Source organism: Flavobacterium sp. FlaQc-28, from assembly GCF_044007415.1.
Classification (GTDB): Bacteria; Bacteroidota; Bacteroidia; order Flavobacteriales; family Flavobacteriaceae; genus Flavobacterium.
The window spans coordinates 841,888-860,884 of the sequence record NZ_JBIPCM010000001.1 but is presented as its reverse complement, the minus strand read 5'-3'; the positions used below and the strand labels follow the sequence as shown (position 1 = coordinate 860,884).

Annotated in this window: 16 protein-coding genes; 6 read left to right on the top strand and 10 right to left on the bottom strand. The window is 34.1% G+C overall.

All coding sequences use genetic code 11. The features are described 5' to 3' along the window. Nucleotides 1-144: 144 nt before the first annotated feature. Nucleotides 145-1,503, bottom strand: coding sequence for a rhodanese-related sulfurtransferase (locus tag ACHRVL_RS03740; RefSeq protein WP_395410418.1), 1,359 nt, complete (start codon nt 1,501-1,503; stop codon nt 145-147). Between the two features lie 319 nt (nt 1,504-1,822). Between ACHRVL_RS03740 and ACHRVL_RS03735 the strand changes: the two genes are divergently transcribed. Genes ACHRVL_RS03735 through ACHRVL_RS03725 form a run of 3 tightly spaced genes read left to right on the top strand, consistent with a single transcriptional unit; the run spans nt 1,823 to nt 7,520 of the window. Further along, nucleotides 1,823-2,968 (top strand): efflux RND transporter periplasmic adaptor subunit, encoded by a 1,146-nt coding sequence (locus tag ACHRVL_RS03735; protein ID WP_395410417.1) that lies wholly within the window; start codon nt 1,823-1,825, stop codon nt 2,966-2,968. Nucleotides 2,969-2,986: 18 nt separating this feature from the next. After that, nucleotides 2,987-6,160: an efflux RND transporter permease subunit gene (locus ACHRVL_RS03730; RefSeq protein ID WP_395410415.1), complete on the top strand. Its 3,174-nt coding sequence runs from the start codon at nt 2,987-2,989 to the stop codon at nt 6,158-6,160. Further along, nucleotides 6,153-7,520 carry an efflux transporter outer membrane subunit gene (locus ACHRVL_RS03725; protein WP_395410413.1) on the top strand — a complete coding sequence of 456 codons (1,368 nt, stop codon included), beginning with the start codon at nt 6,153-6,155 and terminating at the stop codon, nt 7,518-7,520. The genes ACHRVL_RS03730 and ACHRVL_RS03725 overlap by 8 nt, the downstream gene beginning before the upstream one ends. Nucleotides 7,521-7,684: 164 nt before the next feature. Here ACHRVL_RS03725 and ACHRVL_RS03720 read toward each other — a convergent pair whose 3' ends face one another. The 7 genes from ACHRVL_RS03720 to ACHRVL_RS03690 all read right to left on the bottom strand — a co-directional run bounded on the left by ACHRVL_RS03720 (nt 7,685) and on the right by ACHRVL_RS03690 (nt 14,729). Beyond that, nucleotides 7,685-8,095, bottom strand: coding sequence for a BrxA/BrxB family bacilliredoxin (locus tag ACHRVL_RS03720; protein ID WP_395410411.1), 411 nt, complete (start codon nt 8,093-8,095; stop codon nt 7,685-7,687). Between the two features lie 208 nt (nt 8,096-8,303). After that, a complete protein-coding gene (locus tag ACHRVL_RS03715) occupies nt 8,304-9,101 on the bottom strand; it encodes a tetratricopeptide repeat protein (protein ID WP_395410410.1) in 798 nt (265 codons plus the stop codon). A gap of 3 nt (nt 9,102-9,104) precedes the next feature. Continuing rightward, a complete protein-coding gene (locus ACHRVL_RS03710; protein WP_395410408.1) occupies nt 9,105-10,289 on the bottom strand; it encodes a lycopene cyclase family protein in 1,185 nt (394 codons plus the stop codon). Between the two features lie 19 nt (nt 10,290-10,308). Then, on the bottom strand, nt 10,309-10,773 hold the full coding sequence (locus tag ACHRVL_RS03705) for a thioredoxin family protein (RefSeq protein ID WP_395410407.1): 465 nt from the start codon (nt 10,771-10,773) through the stop codon (nt 10,309-10,311). Between the two features lie 167 nt (nt 10,774-10,940). Then, nucleotides 10,941-13,202 (bottom strand): TonB-dependent receptor domain-containing protein, encoded by a 2,262-nt coding sequence (locus tag ACHRVL_RS03700; protein WP_395410404.1) that lies wholly within the window; start codon nt 13,200-13,202, stop codon nt 10,941-10,943. A 256-nt stretch (nt 13,203-13,458) separates the two neighbouring features. Further along, nucleotides 13,459-14,364, bottom strand: a complete 906-nt coding sequence (locus ACHRVL_RS03695; RefSeq protein ID WP_395410402.1) for an NAD(P)/FAD-dependent oxidoreductase — start codon at nt 14,362-14,364, stop codon at nt 13,459-13,461. A gap of 11 nt (nt 14,365-14,375) precedes the next feature. Further along, nucleotides 14,376-14,729, bottom strand: coding sequence for a MerC domain-containing protein (locus ACHRVL_RS03690; protein ID WP_395410400.1), 354 nt, complete (start codon nt 14,727-14,729; stop codon nt 14,376-14,378). Nucleotides 14,730-14,823: 94 nt separating this feature from the next. Between ACHRVL_RS03690 and ACHRVL_RS03685 the strand changes: the two genes are divergently transcribed. The 3 genes from ACHRVL_RS03685 to ACHRVL_RS03675 all read left to right on the top strand — a co-directional run bounded on the left by ACHRVL_RS03685 (nt 14,824) and on the right by ACHRVL_RS03675 (nt 17,913). Beyond that, on the top strand, nt 14,824-15,216 hold the full coding sequence (locus ACHRVL_RS03685) for a Fur family transcriptional regulator (protein ID WP_395410398.1): 393 nt from the start codon (nt 14,824-14,826) through the stop codon (nt 15,214-15,216). Nucleotides 15,217-15,290: 74 nt separating this feature from the next. Beyond that, entirely contained in the window at nt 15,291-17,159 is a 1,869-nt protein-coding gene (locus ACHRVL_RS03680) for an Nramp family divalent metal transporter (RefSeq protein WP_395410396.1), read from the top strand. A 100-nt stretch (nt 17,160-17,259) separates the two neighbouring features. Continuing rightward, complete coding sequence (locus ACHRVL_RS03675; protein WP_395410395.1) at nt 17,260-17,913, top strand: metal-dependent transcriptional regulator; 654 nt, start codon at nt 17,260-17,262, stop codon at nt 17,911-17,913. A gap of 13 nt (nt 17,914-17,926) precedes the next feature. Here the strand turns inward: ACHRVL_RS03675 and ACHRVL_RS03670 are convergent, their stop codons facing one another. Both ACHRVL_RS03670 and ACHRVL_RS03665 read right to left on the bottom strand, forming a co-directional pair. Next, the gene (locus ACHRVL_RS03670) at nt 17,927-18,388 is read right to left on the bottom strand and encodes a hypothetical protein (protein WP_395410393.1); all 462 of its coding nucleotides are present in this window, start codon (nt 18,386-18,388) and stop codon (nt 17,927-17,929) included. 84 nt (nt 18,389-18,472) lie between these two features. After that, a complete protein-coding gene (locus ACHRVL_RS03665; RefSeq protein ID WP_395410390.1) occupies nt 18,473-18,871 on the bottom strand; it encodes a hypothetical protein in 399 nt (132 codons plus the stop codon). Nucleotides 18,872-18,997: the final 126 nt, after the last annotated feature.

Below are 18,997 nucleotides of genomic sequence, written 5' to 3'. Positions count from 1 at the left end.
TAAAAATTATTTGTAACACATTAATATAGCCCACGATTGAAACCATGGACTATATTTATATTAATTTTTGGTGGCCAAAATGGCATGAATCCATAATTTGGTAAAATATGGCTGCGCCATTTTAAATTAGGATTTTAAAAATCGCTAATTTAAAACTTTATACAATTTATCTGACAATCTAATTCTAAAAGGAACCTCAAAAGTAACTTTATCACCAATTTTAGCCGTTTCAGTTTCGGCTCCGTCAACAATTAATTTTTCTAAAATCATTTCCTGATTACCTGTTGTTGGTCCCGAAATTAAGATTTTATCTCCGCTGTTTAACTCTTGGTTTTCAATAGTAAATTGTCCTACTTGCGCTTTAACATAATAATGTTCTGCTTTTCCAAGAAGCACTTTTTTCACTTTTACTTTCTGGCGAATATCAACTGGTTTTTCTGCTGCACCCAAAGCTGAATTCGGTAATTCTCCTGAATGCTTGAACTTTAGATTTTCAGATTTTCCTTTTCTAAACACTTTGTTTCCAACTTGTTTTCCAGTTCTTAAACGAACTTGGTCTACTAAAGGCATATGAATAATCTCTAAACATTCTGTAGAACAACAGTTTTCCATAGCAGTTTTACAATCATCACATTGAATAAACAATAAATGACAGCCGTCATTTTCGCAGTTTGTGTGATTGTCGCAAGGTTTTCCGCATTGGTGGCATTGTGAGATAATATCATCCGTAATTCTTTCCCCAAGACGATTATCAAATACAAAGTTTTTTCCAATGAATTTGCTTTCTAAACCTTCTGCTTCAATTTGTTTAGCGTAATTGATAATTCCGCCTTCTAACTGAAACACATTTTTAAAACCTTGGTGCTTAAAGTATGCACTAGCTTTTTCGCAACGAATTCCTCCGGTACAATACATTACCAGATTTTTATCTTCTTTATGGTTTTGAAGTTGATCGTTGATTATTGGCAGACTTTCTCTAAAAGTCTCAACATCTGGAGTAATGGCGTTTTTAAAATGTCCAACTTCGCTCTCATAATGATTTCTAAAATCAACAACTATCGTATTTGGATCATCAAGAATGTCATTGAATTCTTTGGCTTTCAAGTGAACGCCTATATTAGTAACATCAAAAGTATCATCATTTAAACCGTCGGCAACGATTTTATGACGAACTTTAATAGTTAATTTTAAAAAGGAATGGTCATCATGTTCTACAGCTTCATTTAAACGAATGCCTTTCATGAAATCGTAAACTTCAAGAGTTGCTCTAAAAGCCTCCAAATTTTCTTCAGGAATACTCATTTGAGCATTAATTCCTTCGTTGGCAACGTAAATTCGACCTAAAGCGTCAAGTGCGTTCCAGGCTAGAAATAAATCATCGCGAAATTTTTTGGGATCTTCAATTTTTGCATACGCATAGAAAGACAACGTAAGACGTTGTTTACCTGCATCATCGATCATGATAGCTCTTTCTTCTGCGCTCAAAGTGTTGTACAGTTGCATGCTATAAACAGTTTTAAGTTAAGAATATATGTGATTTTTAAAATCTGCTGCAAAAATAAGGTTTATTTTCAGATTAAAAATTCTATTAACATTTTATCTATTTTTTTTGATTAAAGAATTGGGGTAATTCATGCATTTTCTCTTTACTATTCATCAAAACCTCCGTAATTACTGATTATCAAACAAATACAGTCTTTACAAAGTGAGGTAAAATGAAATATACTTTTTTCACTTTTTTATTAAAAAAATGTTAACTTAGCTATGGACTTAATTGGTTTTTAATTAGTTGAATATTAATGCATCTTAATATAAATTAAAAATGAACAAAATTTACCTCTCGGCAATTCTATCCCTTTTCTTTCTTTCAGCCTGCAAAAAAGAAACTCCGCCAGCGCCCAAACCATTAGAAATCTCAATCCTTACAGTTTTGAATCAGGATGTAAAAGTTGAATCTGAATACACTGGACAAACTTACGGGCAATCAGATATTCAAATAAATCCGCGAGTCGATGGCATAATTACAAGCTTAAATTTTAAAGAAGGTGGTTTTGTAACCAAAGGTCAGTTATTGTACAGCATTGATCCGTTACCATATAAAGCAAAAGTTGCCGAAGCCGAAGGAACATTGGCAGAATCGCAAGCACGTTTGGCAAAAACCAAAGCCGACTTAGATATGATTGCACCTTTAGCTAAAATAAATGCTGTTAGTCAGAGGGAATTAATTTCGGCAAAATCTGCCAATAGTGCTTCTCAGGCACAAATTAAAGCATCACAAGCTTCTTTAGAAAATTCAAAAATTGAATTGGGTTACTGCCAAATTCTTGCTCCAATTTCTGGCTTAATTGGAATATCTAAAGTAAGAGTGGGCGATTATGTAAGACCTGGCGCTGCATCCGTTTTAAATACAATTTCTGATCTAGGCGATGTAAGAGTTCGATTTACAATGAGCGAACAGGAATTTCTTCGTCTTTTTAGAGAATTCAGTAAACCTGATTCTCCTTTAAAAGGATCCGGTGCAATAGTTTCTCTAAAATTATCAGATGGATCAACTTATCCAGAAACAGGTCGAGTTAGTTTTGCCGACAGACAAATAGATCCTTCTACTGGTGCCATAACATTTGAAGCTTCATTTGCAAACCCTGATAAATTATTGCGTCCAGGACAATATGTAAAAATTGGTTTGCTTACAGATGTTCGCAAAAATGCAATCGTGATTCCACAGCGCGCAGTAATAGAGGTACAAGGTATTTACCAAGTTTATGTTCTAGGAAAAGACAATAAAGTCAACATGCAGATTGTAAAACCAGGTCCATCGGTAAAAGATGGATACGTTATTGAAGACGGATTAAAACCTGGAGATAAAATTGCCATGGGAGGCACTTCGTTATTAAAAAACGGAAGTGTTATTACACCAAAAATAGTGCAATGGGAATTAGGTCAGACTGGGGCTGGAGCAGCTAAATAATTTATACAACACAGTATTATGGGAGAATTTTTCGTTCGCAGACCAATCGTTGCTATTGTAATAAGTATTATTATTGTGATACTTGGATTACTGGCATTACAAAAAACGCCTATTTCACAATACCCAGACATCAATCCGCCTGTTGTAAAAATTACTACAAGTTTTACAGGAGCTAATGCGTTGAATGTTGAACAAGCTGTTGCTACACCAATTGAACAAAAGGTAAATGGTGTAGAAAACATGCTGTACATGAAATCTACTAATACTTCTGATGGAGCTTGTACCATTGAGGTAACTTTTGATGTAGGAACCAATTTGGACAATGCCAATATGCTTACGCAAAATAGGCAGAATCAATCTTCGCCTTTTATGCCTTCAAGTGTAAAACAACAAGGTGTTGTAGTAAAAAAGTCCCTTTCATTCCCAATGATGTTGTTTACAGTAACATCAAACAATCCAAAATACGATGCTAAATTTTTAAATAATTATGCCAGTATTAATATTGTAGATCAATTGGCACGTATTAAAGGTGTTGGAGAAGTTTCACTTTTTGGAGGAAGTGATTATTCAATGCGTATTTGGCTAAAAGCAGATGTAATGAGCAAACTAGGCGTAACGGTTGACGATGTGAAAAATGCCTTGAATGCTCAAAACATGATTAGCCCTGGTGGGAAATTTGGGGCTGAGCCTGCACCGCCAGGTACTGAATTTACTTATGGTGTTACACTTCAAGATCGTTTAGTTACTGAAAAGCAATTTGGAGAAATCGTTGTTCGAAGTAAAAAAGACGGTGCTCAAGTTTTACTAAGCGACATTTCTAGAATTGAGCTGGGAACTGAAAATTATAGTTCGTCTGCTCGTCGTAACAGCTCTCCAAGTGCAGTAATGGCTGTTTATCAAATGCCCGGCAGTAATGCCCTAGAGGTAGCTAAACTAGCCAAAAGCACAATGAAAGACTTGTCAGAAAAATTCCCAAAAGATATAGAATATCAAGAATCTTTAGACACAACTCTTGCCATTACAGCGGGAGTTGATGACATTGTTCATACACTTTTTGAAGCTATTATACTGGTAATTTTAGTGGTTTTTATTTTCCTTCAAAACTGGCGTGCGACATTAATTCCTTTAATAACAGTTCCTGTTTCTTTAATAGGCACAATTGCCGTTTTCCCGTTATTAGGATTCTCTATCAATACACTTTCACTTTTAGGATTAGTATTAGCTATTGGTATTGTAGTCGATGACGCCATTGTTGTCGTAGAAGCTGTAATTCATCATATCGAAAAAGGAAAAAATCCGAGAGAAGCAACAATCCAAGCAATGCGCGAAGTATCAGGCCCTGTAATAGCAATTGCCTTAATTTTGATTGCTGTATTTGTACCAGTTGCAATGACTCCAGGAATTACAGGCCGTTTTTATCAGCAATTTGCCATAACCATTGCCGTCTCTGTAGCATTCTCTGCATTCAGTGCCTTATCTTTAAGTCCCGCTTTATGTGCCATGCTGTTAAAACCAACAAAACCTATCGAAGAACAAACAGGCTGGTTAGCCAAGTTTTTTACTGGATTTAATAGAATCTTCGAAAAAGTAACAGGCCGATACATAAAAGGAGCTACTTTCTTTGCTAAAAAATCAATGCGAATTGTTGTATTACTGGCGGTTATTCTAGCAGCAGTTGTTTTACTAGGTAAAAAAATTCCGTTAGGATTCATTCCTGAAGAAGATCAAGGTTATGTATTAGTCAATATGTCTTTGCCACCGGCATCTTCATTACAGCGTACCGATGAAGTATCTAGAAAAGTGGATAGTTTTTTAAAAGAAGAAAAATCAATACTGTCTTATACTACCATAAACGGGTTTAGTATGCTTACGAATTCTTACCAGCCTAATAGTGCATTTGTTTTCATTTCATTAAAACCATGGGAAGAAAGAGAAGAAACCTCTAAACAATTTGTAGACAGAATAAACAAAAAATTTGCAACTCAAATAACTACCGCTTCTGTATTTGGGTTTGGCCCTCCTGCAATTCAAGGTCTAGGTGCATCTGCCGGTTTTAGTTTAATGCTGCAAGATAAAGGCGGTAATACGCCACAATATTTAGCCGAGCAAACTCAGGCTTTTATAGCGGCAGCTCAGCAGCGTCCCGAAATAAAACGTATTTACACCACCTTTAATGCGGGTTCTCCGCAAATTAAACTTGATATTGATAATGATAAAGCCATGAAACTGGGCGTACCCGTCTCGAAAGTTACAGAAGCTTTAGGAGCATTTTTAGGAGGAAGTTATGTAAATGACTTTAACCGTTTTGGGCGTCAATATAAGGTTTTCATACAAGGCGAAGCTGTAAATAGAGTAAAACCAGAAGATTTAAATTTAATATATATCAAAAATAATGATGGCGATATGCTTCCAATATCTACATTAGTTACAGCAACAAAAGTTATGGGGCCTGATTTCACCAATCGTCTAAATCTATTTAGATCTGCCGAAATTGGAGGAAGCCCTAGTGATGGTTACAGTAGTGCCCAAGCCTTAGCCGCTCTTGAAGAAGTTGCCAAACAAACCCTGCCTTCAGATATGGGCTTTGATTATATCAACCTTTCGTATCAAGAAAAACATTCTCCCGGCGGGGGTTCAGTATTTATAATGGCATTAGTTTTTGTGTTTCTAATTCTAGCCGCACAATACGAAAGCTGGAAACTTCCATTTAGTGTGCTGCTTGGCGCCCCTTTTGCCGTTTTTGGGGCATTTTTAGGACTGCTTTTAGCGAGAATTGGAAGTGATGCATATGTAAATAACGTTTTTGCGCAAATTGGACTAGTACTGTTAATTGGATTAGTTGCCAAAAATGCCATTCTTATTGTCGAGTTTGCCAAAGAAGAATATGAAAAAGGAAAACCACTTTATGAATCAGCGATGGTGGCAGCAAAACTTCGTTTTCGACCAATTCTAATGACTGCCTTTGCTTTTATACTGGGTGTTGTTCCGCTTTTAACTGCTACAGGAGCTGGCTCTCAAGCTCGTATCGTAATGGGAATGGCCGTATTTAGCGGTATGTTAATCGCAACCGTTCTAGGTGTGTTAATTGTACCCGGCTTATTTGTTATGATTGAAAACATCGGTAAGAAGAAAGATGACGAGGTGACAACCACTGAAAATAATATGGACTCAAATACTACAGACCATGATTAAGAAATATAAAATAATCGTAGTTATATTTATACTTTCACTACTACCGGTGGGCTGTATGGTGGGACCAAAATATACTAAACCAGAACAGCAAAAGTCAGATTCTTATAAAAACGAAAGAAATTTAGATACACTGGCTTCTGTAACCAACTTAAAATGGTTTGATCTATTTAATGATGATGTTTTAAAAGATTTGATCACAAAAGGGCTTCAAAATAATTATGATTTAAAAATTGCAGTCGCTAGAATTGATCAGCTTAGAGCAGAATTAGGATACTCTAAAACAAATTTATTGCCTTCATTTCAATATGGAGCAACAATAAACAGCAATGAGAAAAACTTAACACCATCGAATGCTGGAGCTAGTATGTCATGGGAAATTGATTTTTGGGGAAGATATCGTCATGAAAATAATGCTGTACAAAACGAACTTCTTGCGACAGAAGAAGCTCGAAAAGTTGTTCTATCTGATATTGTAAGCAGTATTGCTACAGCTTATTTTCAGATGCGAAACTTTGACGATCAATTGGAAATTGCAAAACATACTCTTTCTACTAGAGAAAAGTACTATGAAATTATAAGCAAACGATTTGAAAGCGGATATATCTCTGAGGTCGATAAAGTTCAAATTGAACAACAGGTTGCCATAGCGCAAGCCGCTATTCCTAATATCAAAAGGCAGATTACCTATCAGGAAAATATTATTTCTCTTCTTACGGGTCAACTTCCATCTGAAATTCCGCGAGGAAAATCTAACACAGAACTGCGAGTTGTAAATGAAATACCATTATCAATTCCTTCTTCTTTGTTAGAAAACAGACCAGATGTAAAAGCCGCTGAACTAAAGTACAAAGCTTCTAATGAAAGAATTGGAACTGCGCAGACTATGCGCTTTCCTTCTCTAAACCTTGCTGCAATTGCAGGATTTGCGAGTGCAGATTTAAGCAATTTATTTTTAGGAAGTTCTTATTCTCAGAATGCATCAGCTGGAATTGCCGGACCAATATTTGCTTTTGGAAGAAACAAACGAAGAGTTGAAATATACAGACAACAGGCAGAAGAACTCAAATTTTCCTATCAAAAAACCTATATTTCTGCTGTTACCGAAGTAGAACAATCTATTCAAAACATTAAAACCTACAAAGAAGAGTGGGAAGCGCGCAACAGACAGGTAAAAGCGGCTTTAATAAATTTTAACCTTTCTCGCGAAAGATACGACAGCGGCTACGTTTCTTACCTAGAAGTTTTAGATGTAGAAACTAATTTGTTTAATGCTCAATTAAGCTTAGCACAATTATCTGAAAGACAATTAAGCTCAATGGTGGAGCTATATAAAGCACTTGGCGGGGGATGGAGCCTTTAAAGGTTCTGAGTTGCTAAGATTCTAAGGTTTTAAAAACGTTATAAAACAACAAAAGCACTATACTTCTATAGTGCTTTTGTTGTTAATCTTTGTGCCTATTTATCTTTGTCACTTTGAGCCTAAAACCTTAGAACCTCAGCAACTCAGAACCTTAGTCCCTTAAATTAGCAAAACTCGTTAAACGCATCTTGCAAATTCTCAGCGATCATTTCAGCTGGACGACCTTCAATGTGGTGACGCTCTAACATGTGAACCAATTCTCCGTTTTTGAACAAAGCCATAGATGGCGATGATGGAGGAAATGGAAACATATGTTGTCTTGCAGCATCAACAGCTTCTTTGTCTACACCAGCAAAAACTGTAATAAGATGATCTGGTTTTTTAGCACCTTCTAAACTCATTTTTGCTCCCGGACGTGCATTTCTTGCAGCACAACCACAAACAGAGTTTACAACAACTAAAGTGGTACCTTCAGCTTTGATAGCATTATCTACAGCCTCAGCACTATGTAAATCTTGAAAACCTCCAGCAGTTAATTCAGCTTGCATTGGTTTTACCATTTCTTCTGGATACATATTTCTTATTTTTAAATTTTACTTTTGAACTGCAAAGTTACAAAGTTTACTCGCAACTACTTAATTTGAAGTATAAAGTTTTGTTATAGTTCGATTGATTTAGTCAAAAGTTGTAAAGTCATAAAGTCGAAAATCAAAACCAAATTGAAAAACAACCCTTTTTTTTTAAAATAAAACACATAATAAACTTGATTACAATGACATAATCTTATTTACTGAATTTCTTTTGGTACGGATAGGTTTCATAAACAGTATTGTCTTCGTTAATCGAAAATCCTTTCGCAGCATCCTCTCTAGCAATACCTACTAAAGCCACAACTTCTTCTCTTGGTTTACCTTGTTTCAGCCAGCAAATCGCTTTGTAATACTTTGCGTCTGAAAATTCAGGATAGATTTTAATCGCCTTATCAAAAATAGCAATTGCTTCATCCCACTTTTTAAGTTCATATTTTGCAATTCCAAGATAAAAATAAGCTGTCGGATGCTCTAATTGTTGTCTGTTTTTATAAATATCATTTACATAATCATCAAAAAGATGTTCTGCTTTTTCATAGTTATTTAATTGAAGGTAACAGATTCCTTTATAAAAATTAAACGAATGATCCATAACATAACTGTTTCCATACAATTTTATCGCTTCATCAAAATCTATAATAGCGTCTTTATAGTCATGCGAAAAAATACATTTCATAAAAGCGCGATAAGACAACCAGCGTTCTTTATTGTAAAAAACAGCTTTATTTAAATATTGCATTCCAACTTCATATTTTTTACACTTAAAATACGGCATTGCTTTTTGCTGCCAGAGATAGGCAACAGTACTGTCTTTTTTTAATCCCTGATCAAGACAATCCTGCCATTCAGCCATTTCAAAAACATAATTGTGTTTTTCGGCACAATTGGTTAAAAACTCTTCCACAATAGCATCATGCGCTTTATTTGTAGAAACTTGTCCGAATGATAAAAGGGTAAAAAAGAAAGAAATTCCTAAAGTAATATTTTTCAAAAGTTATTGGTTTTGGTTAATTTTATTTGAGAGAAAAATCACCCTAAATAACGCTTTAATAAATGGGAATTTTGGACACTTTAAAATAACTTTAACATCTTCAAAAAAACTCGTTTCTTCGTCTAAGAACTTAAAAATCAATTGAGGATTTCCTTTTCTAAATAAAGAAGAAAAAATAGAACTTCCTAATTCATTATAACGATACAAAATATCTAAAAGCAATAAATCATAAAACCAGAATCGGTTTCTCTTGTGAAAATCTTTCATTTTGAAATTCTCATTTTGAAGAAAATCAACTAATTCCGAAGATTTTTTATCCGAATTTTTAAAGGTATAACCTGTACTTGCTTTTGTCCATCCGCCTGCAGTCCCAATATTTAAAACCCTTTTCGTGTTTTTATTCCAAAAAGGATAACAAGTCATTGGGATACTTCCCTGCTCTTTTTCCTGAATTTCATATTTCTGAATTCCGAGCTTTTCCAAATAAACTTGAATTTCACTTTCGTATTCTTCTGTTGAAAGTCTTTTTTCTGAAAACAAAGTATATTCGACCAAAGCTTCAGTTGTAGAAGCAGGTAAAACATACATAAATCGAGTATTTCCTTTTTGTTCTACCGAAAAATCCATAAAAGTGACTTTCTCAGAATTAAAAATTTCAGTTTCTGTTTTCACAAACCAGCCCACAAAATGCTGTTGTAAAACTGGAAATTTATTCTGACTTTCGGCAAAGGTCTTTGTATAGATACTGTTGAATAAATAATTTCCCGTATAACGATTTTCTTCTGTACCCACAAAAACATGAGTTTCAAGTTCGTTTATATCTGTAATTTTCTCGTTCGAAAAAGTAATATTCGGCTGATCTGAAATCCTTTCAAAAATGAAATTGTAAAAATCTAATCCACTGATTTTATTATATGTATATGGTTCTAATTCAAGATCTCGTTTAAAATCTTTATTAGCAAAAAAAGCTAAATCCCATTTTTTAGAAATGACAGGATTCCAAATCGAATCTTCTTTTTCCCAAAAGCACCAAGTTCTATCATTTCTTTTCTTTGAATCCTGATCTAAAAGCAAAATAGATTTATCTGAGAATTTTTCAGCTAAAATCATTTTGTAAACTGTCATTAAAGCAGCCAGCCCAGTTCCTGTAAAAATGTAATCGAAGTGTTTGATTTGCGAAGAATTCATTCTCAAAAATAAGAAAAATTTATTCTTCCAGTTTCGCTAAAAGAAGTTTAAAATCTTTCGGACTTAAATAGTTGCTATACTGAAGAATGATTTCATAATTCTCATTCAAAATACACAAAACTGGATATACAATTTGATTGTTAATAGTTCCAAGCTGCAAAGCCAGTTCATGAACGCCAACATTGTTTCCTGAAGGCTTGAATTTAAATATCTGATTGTTAAAAGCAATATTGCGTTTTTCTTCGGCATTAAAATCAATGAAATAGAAATTTGAATTCAATGTTTCAATGATTTCTTTATTCTTGAAAGTTGTTGCTTTCATTCTTTGACAAAATTGACACCAATCGGTATGAATGAAAACGATGATTTTCCGTTTTTGAATTTGCTGCAAACTATCCACTTCTTCAAAAGTTCTGCTCTTTAACTGGCAGAATCCTGTTGAAGAGGTTCCGAAGATGATTATTAATAGTATTAGCCTTTTCACTGTTTTGTTTTGTTTTGTTTTTGCCACTCCCGATAGCTATCGGGATCACAGATTAAAAGGATTTCTTTTAATATGATTGATTAGTAATTGTCAGACTGAGCGAAGTCGAAGCCCCGCTCTAATCTGGTAAGTCCTTCGACTTCGCTCAGGGTGACAATCAGAAAAAATTACCTCAAAGTATATCGTAATCCTATAAAACCTCGAATAGTTTGGTTTTGCCCGTAAACATAAGTCGTATCAAAAGTTAAACCGTATGGATTATCAGGTGTAACCAATACTTTTCCAGCCGCATCATATTGTACATTTTTATCGAAAGGATCGTTTGCTCGCGAAATCAAAAATGGATTATTCTGCATTGGAGTAAAATTAAGCAGATTTTTTACACCGCCGTAAAGTTCAAAATTTTTCCATCCTGTATAAGTAAACTGAATATTTTGAATGCTGTACCAAGGTGAGTTCGGATTTCTTGGATCATATTCGTTCAATAAAGGCAGTTTCATTGGACTGTAAACGTTTCCTGTATAATCCAATAATAAGTTCCAAGGTTCAATTTTATACGAAATACTCCAAGTTCCAGTAAAATTCTCTGTTAAAAAAGGCCGTGCAGCAATTCCATCTTCAACATTTTTATTATCCAAAAAAGTCGCACCAAGAATAAATTTCACTCCATTAGTAAAATTCACATCAATGTTCGTACTAATTCCTTGACTTATGGCATATCCATCAATATTATCATAAATAATTTTGTTAGGATCAGTCTCATAATCTGAAATTATTTTATTACTGAAACGTGTATAAAAAGCAGTCGTTTCGATCCCCATAAATGTTCCATTTCCGAAATTAATTTTCTGAATATAATTCAAATTAACATTTACAGATTTTTCTGGTTTCAAATCATTCTGAATCACAACATCTCGAGAACCAGTAAGCGCTGCGTGATCTTCGGTGAATAAATTCACCACTCGAAATCCTGTTCCGGCATTCAATCTAAAAATAGTATTTTCATTTGCTTTTAGGCGATAAGCAAATCTTGGTGTAAAAATCGAACCATGAATGGAGTTATAATCATATCGTGCTCCTAACAAAACTTGGCTTTTTGGCGAAATCGTAATTTCATCCTGAACAAAAATTCCCGGCAGCCAAGTACTTTCAGCTTCTTTTGTTGCCGTTGTGTTATCATCATAATAAGAATATCGAGTGGCAATTCCCGCAAGGAAATCATTTCTGCCTATTTTTTTATCCCAAGTCAATTGCAGGAAACCAATTTTTTGATTGGCGATATACGAAGTTGTTCCGTAACGACTGTCCTGATAATGCACATTTCCAGAGAAAGAAAGCATTAATTTCTCCTCAAACGGTAATTGATAACTTCCTATCAACTCTCCTCTTTTTGTATAAATACTTTCGCCGTAAATTTCATCGCCGCCTCTATATTTTTTCTCCCATCTAACATCTCCGCCCCAGCGATCTTCGTACATTCCACGTGCTGCAATGGTAAACAAACGATTATTATTTCGACGAAAACTCCATTTATTAAAAACCGAAATACGATCAGAAAGCGTTACATCTGTAAAATTATCCTTGTCTTTATCAATAACCTGATCGTAATTGAAGTAATTAACTCCTAAAAGTGAAGTTGCTTTTTTTCCAACATTAAATTTCATTCCCAAATCAAGATTATTCTCTAAATAAGTTGTTGTAAAATAATCTGCAGAAAACATTGGTGCATTTGTTGGGTTTTTAGTGATAATATTGATTAAACCGCCAACCGCTTCGCTTCCGTAAAGAGAAGAAGCTGGACCTTTTACAATTTCAATTCGCTCAACCAATGAATTTGGTATTCCTGACAAACCATATACCGTCGAAAGACTGCTTACAATGGGCATTCCATCAATCAAAACCAAAGTATAAGGTCCTTCTAAACCGTTTATATGAATATCACCCGTATTGCAAACGCCGCAATTAAGCTGAGGACGAACGCCATTTACATTTTGAAGCGCATCGTAAATACTTGGTGTTGGGTTTTTCTTGAAGAAAACAGGCGAATAAACCTCAACTGGAACGGCGCTTTCTAATCGCTTTACGGCTTTTAAAGTCCCAGAAACCACAACTTCATTAAGCTGATTCTCGTTATCGGTTAATTCAAAATCATAAGATTGAATTGAATCTTTAGTCACTTCAATTTTCTTTTTCAAAGTCTGGAATCCCATTTGAGAAATCTGAATAGTGTAATTCCCAAAAGCAACATTCTCGAATGCATAAAATCCCAAACTATCCGAAACAGTTTTTTGCTTTGAACCTAGTAAATGAACATTTGCGGCGTGTATTTTTCTTCCTTCGCCAGATATAAAACCCGATACTTTCGTCGTTTCTTGTGCAAAAGAAAAGTGTAAATTAAATAATATCAATATCCAAATTGAATTTTTCATCGTGGTAAAATTAAATTTAGACAAAACTAAAAATTAAATTTGACAAACAATAACTTTAAGTTTGTAATTTTTCAACTCAAGTCATACCAATATGTTATATTTTTATTTTTAGCCCATTAAAGGCAAAAACCGCAAAGTTATTTTTTATTGCATTCTCTTTATTAAATCTCGCAAAGCCGCGAAGACGCCAAGTTTTTTCATCTCAAGTTTTTTTAATACAACTTAGCGGCTTTGCAAAAGATTTTCGACACATCAATTAAAAATCCTCATCAATAAGTTCCTTATTAATTACAACACCAGCAAATGATCCTGTCGAAACTGCCATTGCAACAGACCGCATTTGAGTTGTGCAATCTCCGCTTGCATAAATACCAGCAATATTCGTTTTTTGCATTGCATCTACTTTTAGTAAACCTTGTTCGCTCAAATCACAGCCTAATACTTCTGGCAAAGCGCAGTGTTGTTTAAAAGGCGGTTTCATATAAACAGCCTTTACAGCCGTTTTTTCACCGTTTTTGAAGATAATATACTCCACATATCCATTTGTATGCTCAAAAGTCTCAATTTCATCCTCAAATAGGGTAACACCGTGTTTTTTTAAAGCCTCAACTTGATCTAAAGTCAAAGTTGATTTTCCATTAGTGCATAATCTAAGATCTTTTGTCCAATTCGAAATTAGCTTTGCATATTCAAAAGCCATTTCACCATTTGCAATAATGGCCGTTTTTTCGTTCTTAACTTCATAACCATGACAATACGGACAATGTAAAACTGAAATTCCCCAGCAATCTCCAAAACCTTTAATTTCAGGGAGTAGATCTTTAACACCAGTTGCAAACAAAATTTTTCTAGCACTGAAAACTTCGCCAGATTTAGTTGAGATTTCAAATCCGTTTTCTCTCTTAACTGCTTCTACCGCAAGTCCATTATAAAAATGAATTGTTTTATAAAGAGCAACCTGCAATTTGGCTTTCGCCGAAATAGCAGCTGGTTTTTCACCGTCCTGCGTAATAAAATTATGAGAATATGGCGTTTGTCTGTTACAAGGCAAACCACTGTCGATAACCAAAACCTCACGCAGCGAGCGTCCTAAACTCATTGCCGCTGACAAACCGCTATAACTGCCGCCAACGATAATCACATCAAAATTTTTCTGTTTCATAACAATACTTTTTAATGATTTTGTTTTTTGTGTAATTTGTAATTGATCAAATGCCCGATAATCATTCCGATTCCTCCTAAATAAATTAAATCTGAATGTACTTCTAGCAATAACTCACTTAAAATGCTTATCCAGATCAACATCATTGAAACAACAAGAATTGTTGAGACCAAAAGAGCAGATTTTTTAATAATTTTGAAGATGGCAAATAAACCTATTGAAGCAAATAATAAATCGATAATTGGATTGTGACTTAAGCCTAAAGGCAGAATGGTTAAAAGCGGAAAAATTAAGCAATGAACCAGACAAATAGTTGCACTCGAAATTCCTAAAATATCGTAAAAGGATGTTGTTGTTTTCTTCATTTCTTGTATTTTTGCTTAATGCAATTTTGTTGCAAATATACACATTAAAATCAATTGCAACATTGTTGCGTTAATTTTTTAATTTATAAATAGAATGAAAACCACGCGCACTACTACAGCAAAGACGGCCGTTTTAGAGATTTTTGAGAAATCTAAAACGGCTTTGTCTCATACCGAAATTCAAAAACAATTGAACGATACCTGTGATCGTGTTACAACTTATAGAATTTTAGATCGTTTAGTTAACGATGATATTATTCATAAAATTTCAAATCTAGACGGCACTGTAAAATATGCAAAATGCAATCATTCACATCAGCGAGTACACATTCATAATCATGCGCATTTTAGCTGTGAAAACTGCCATGAAATTACGTGTCTCGAAAATGTAAAGCCAAGTTATATTATGCCGCATAATTATAAAGTAAACGAGATAAATTTTACATTATCAGGTTTATGTCCAAATTGTTTGAATTCTAACATCTAATATTTAGACTCGCCTAAAAATATTGTTCTACGAATATAATTTATACCTATATTTGTTAAAACAATACTTTTAAAATGACCAAATCTTTAGAAGAGGTAAACCAATCGGTTGCGACAGAGCATAAAAAAACAGGTTTCAGAAAAATATTAGCCTTTCTAGGCCCCGCATATCTAGTAAGTGTTGGATATATGGATCCTGGAAACTGGGCAACAGATATCGCCGGAGGAAGTCAATTTGGTTACACTTTAGTCTGGGTTTTATTAATGAGTAACTTAATGGCTTTGCTGCTGCAAAGCTTAAGTGCGCGTTTGGGAATTGTAACGCAGCGTGATCTTGCACAAGCTTCGAGAGAAACCTATTCAAAATACATAAATTACATATTATATTTTCTGGCAGAAATTGCCATTGCTGCCTGTGATCTTGCCGAAGTTCTTGGAATGGCAATTGGAATTAATTTATTGTTTGGAATTCCGCTTTTTGAAGGCGTTTTAATAACTGTATTAGATACTTTTCTTCTATTATTCTTAATCAATAAAGGAATTCGAAAAATGGAAGCTTTTATAATTGTTTTGGTCGCAATTATTGGTCTCTCTTTCATTTTTGAAATGATTTTTGCACAACCCGAAGTTCCAAAAATCCTTGCAGGTCTTATTCCGTCAATTCCAAATTCGGCAGCTTTATACATCGCTATCGGAATTATTGGAGCTACCGTAATGCCGCACAATTTATATTTGCATTCTTCTTTAGTACAAACTAGAAAATTTGACCGTAGTCCAGCGGGTATAAAACAAGCTTTAAAATACAATTTGATCGATTCTACGATCGCCTTAAATTTAGCTTTCTTCGTAAACGCCGCAATTTTAATTCTCGCCGCTGCAACTTTTCATAAAAATGGAATGTTTGAGGTTGCCGAAATTCAAGATGCTCATCAATTTCTAGAACCATTATTAGGAACTAAATGGGCTCCAATTTTATTTGCTGTTGCTCTTATTGCTGCAGGACAAAGCTCTACTGTAACGGGAACTCTTGCCGGACAGATTGTAATGGAAGGCTATTTGCATTTGCGTATTCAGCCTTGGGTTCGTCGTATTTTAACCCGTTTAATTGCTATTGTTCCCGCATTAATTGTTATATCTATTTATGGCGAAAGTGTTACTGGAAAATTGTTAATCTTAAGTCAGGTAATTTTAAGTCTTCAGCTTGGCTTTGCCATTATTCCTCTTATTCATTTTGTGAGCGACAAATCTAAAATGAATGGCTTTCATATTTCTAAAACTACTCAAGCCGTTTCTTGGATCATCGCCGCAATCATCGTTTCATTAAATGCTAAATTAGTTTATGACGAAATAACTACTTGGCTTGCAACTTCAGCGCATCCTGCAATAATATGGTTTACTGTTGTTCCGCTTGCTTTTGGTTTTTTAGCCTTGCTGCTTTATATCATTGTAAAACCATTTATTGCCAGAGCAAAATCAAACATCGAGAATCACTCTCCACACCATCTTAAATTACAATATGTTCAAAAGGAGATTTACAACAAGAAAAACATAGCCATTTCTGTAGATTTTTCTAAAGCTGATGAAGCGGCGCTCAACAATGCGTTTGAGCTGGGCGGAATTAATGCTCAGTACACTTTAATTCATATTGTTGAAACGGTAGGAGCACTAATGTACGGAGGGAATATTGCTGACCATGAAACTACTATAGACGGAAAATTATTACTGGAATATAAAGATATGCTTTCGCAAAAAGGGTTTAAAATCGAAACAGAACTTGGTTTTGGGAAACCTAATACTGTAATTCCAAACATTATTAATCAAGGAAATTTTGATGTTTTAGTTATGGGAACTCACGGCCACACAGGATTAAAAGATATTCTTTTTGGCACCACAGTAGACAAACTCAGACACAAAATTTCGATACCTTTGTTGATTGTTAAATAAAGGTGCTCAGACACTGAGGCTCTAAGATTCTAAGGTTTCATAAAAGCCGCAAAAGAAAACTTAGAACCTTAGCATCTTAGAACCTCAGAACCTCAAAAAAATGACCTTTTCAGAAGAAAATTACCTTAAATCTATATATCACCTTACAGCTTCTCTTGAAACTGAGGTGAGCACGAATGCCATTGCAGAAATGATGGAAACTAAAGCTTCATCTGTTACTGATATGCTTAAAAAATTAGCCGAGAAAGATTTGGTTAATTATAAAAAATACCAAGGCGTTTCGTTAACTGAAAATGGAAAACTGGCGGCAAAAATGATTGTTAGAAAGCATCGTTTATGGGAAGTTTTTCTTGTTGAAAAACTAAATTTCAGCTGGGATGAGGTTCATGATATTGCAGAACAATTAGAACACATAAAATCGGAGCAGCTAATAAATCGTTTGGATGATTTTCTTGGAAATCCGACTGAAGATCCGCACGGAGATCCAATTCCAGATGCAAATGGCCGAATTATTAAAATAGAGAAACAACTGCTTTCTGAATTGTCAGAAAATCAAACTGGCATTTGTGTAGGGGTAAAAGATACTTCGTCAGAATTTCTAAAATATTTAGACAAGCAAGGAATTGCTTTGGGGTCTAAAATAGAATTTCTTTCTAAAGAATCTTTCGATTTATCAGTAAAAATCAAGGTTGACAATAAGGAATTATCGATTTCGAATAAAATTGCTTCTAATTTGTTCGTAAAATTAGTGTAGAACTATTTATCAATTAGAAATCTAAGTTTGTAAATCGCATTTCTAAACTGCGAATTAAATTATTAGTTCTTTCTAAATTAAAAAGATTAATAACAATCTGTTTTTTCTTACTGGAATTTGTAATTATATAAAGCATAGAATTAGTAATTCTATAGCCTTTTATTTCATTGTATGCCAATTTTTGGGCACCAAATATGTTTCTCGAAATAATAGAATCATTTGTAAATATGACTCTTCTTATAAAAACATTAATTAATAAAATTAGGGCAGAAATAATAATCACAAGAGCTGATAAGACCACCAAGATATTCAAATAAATCGAAGAACAACAGAAATTATACAGCTCTAAAAGACGGGAATTGGAAGGTAAATCAATAAACGGAACTAATAATAAGCTTCCAAACATCAATATTAGTACTACTGAGAAAAAGAAAATAAAAGCTTTCAACCGGCCTGACACTCTATAAACATTCATCTGCAATTATTTTTAATCTGAAAATCACAGCTAAAATAAAGTATTTTTCTTACGAAATAAAAAAAAGCACTAATTTTAACTATTTTAAACAATCCCTTTTTCAATCATCTCCAGCATTACCGGTGAAGCATTTTTAAATGTCGGCTGTTGTTCAATAATACTTCCAGCATTCTTTTTATTTACTTTAAAAGTAACGTCATTGTCTGTTGTAAATAACAAAGCTGTTAAAAACGGATTTTTAATATAGGTCCCTAACACTAATAAGGCTTCGTCTAAAGTGTGAATACTTTCAACTTCTTCTGTTTTATAACGTGTCGTTAATGAAATCGAAAAAGTATTGTCTTCATTTAAAACCAAACGAAAGTAGATGTTTTTAATTTCTGTATCTCCCATTGTTTTGGCCAAAGTAAGTTTCGCAAAAGTTCCATTTTGAATACTTTCTCTAACACGCTCGCAAAAAAGAGCAAATATTGGTTCGTACATTTTTTTAAGGTTCTAAGGTTCTGAGATGCTAAGGTTCTAAGTTTTTAAAAACCTTTGTCTGTTGTTATTTAACCGCAAAGTTCGCTAAGATTTACGCAAAGAACGCAAGAAAAATTAAAAATTTTC

What these genes read in the sequence shown, in the direction of transcription:
- ACHRVL_RS03740 (WP_395410418.1), bottom strand. Translation starts at nt 1,503, where the DNA reads ATGCAACTGTACAACACTTTGAGCGCAGAAGAAAGAGCTATCATGATC.
- ACHRVL_RS03735 (WP_395410417.1), top strand. Translation starts at nt 1,823, where the DNA reads ATGAACAAAATTTACCTCTCGGCAATTCTATCCCTTTTCTTTCTTTCA.
- ACHRVL_RS03730 (WP_395410415.1), top strand. Translation starts at nt 2,987, where the DNA reads ATGGGAGAATTTTTCGTTCGCAGACCAATCGTTGCTATTGTAATAAGT.
- ACHRVL_RS03725 (WP_395410413.1), top strand. Translation starts at nt 6,153, where the DNA reads ATGATTAAGAAATATAAAATAATCGTAGTTATATTTATACTTTCACTA.
- ACHRVL_RS03720 (WP_395410411.1), bottom strand. Translation starts at nt 8,095, where the DNA reads ATGTATCCAGAAGAAATGGTAAAACCAATGCAAGCTGAATTAACTGCT.
- ACHRVL_RS03710 (WP_395410408.1), bottom strand. Translation starts at nt 10,289, where the DNA reads ATGAATTCTTCGCAAATCAAACACTTCGATTACATTTTTACAGGAACT.
- ACHRVL_RS03700 (WP_395410404.1), bottom strand. Translation starts at nt 13,202, where the DNA reads ATGAAAAATTCAATTTGGATATTGATATTATTTAATTTACACTTTTCT.
- ACHRVL_RS03695 (WP_395410402.1), bottom strand. Translation starts at nt 14,364, where the DNA reads ATGAAACAGAAAAATTTTGATGTGATTATCGTTGGCGGCAGTTATAGC.
- ACHRVL_RS03690 (WP_395410400.1), bottom strand. Translation starts at nt 14,729, where the DNA reads ATGAAGAAAACAACAACATCCTTTTACGATATTTTAGGAATTTCGAGT.
- ACHRVL_RS03685 (WP_395410398.1), top strand. Translation starts at nt 14,824, where the DNA reads ATGAAAACCACGCGCACTACTACAGCAAAGACGGCCGTTTTAGAGATT.
- ACHRVL_RS03680 (WP_395410396.1), top strand. Translation starts at nt 15,291, where the DNA reads ATGACCAAATCTTTAGAAGAGGTAAACCAATCGGTTGCGACAGAGCAT.
- ACHRVL_RS03675 (WP_395410395.1), top strand. Translation starts at nt 17,260, where the DNA reads ATGACCTTTTCAGAAGAAAATTACCTTAAATCTATATATCACCTTACA.
- ACHRVL_RS03670 (WP_395410393.1), bottom strand. Translation starts at nt 18,388, where the DNA reads ATGAATGTTTATAGAGTGTCAGGCCGGTTGAAAGCTTTTATTTTCTTT.
- ACHRVL_RS03665 (WP_395410390.1), bottom strand. Translation starts at nt 18,871, where the DNA reads ATGTACGAACCAATATTTGCTCTTTTTTGCGAGCGTGTTAGAGAAAGT.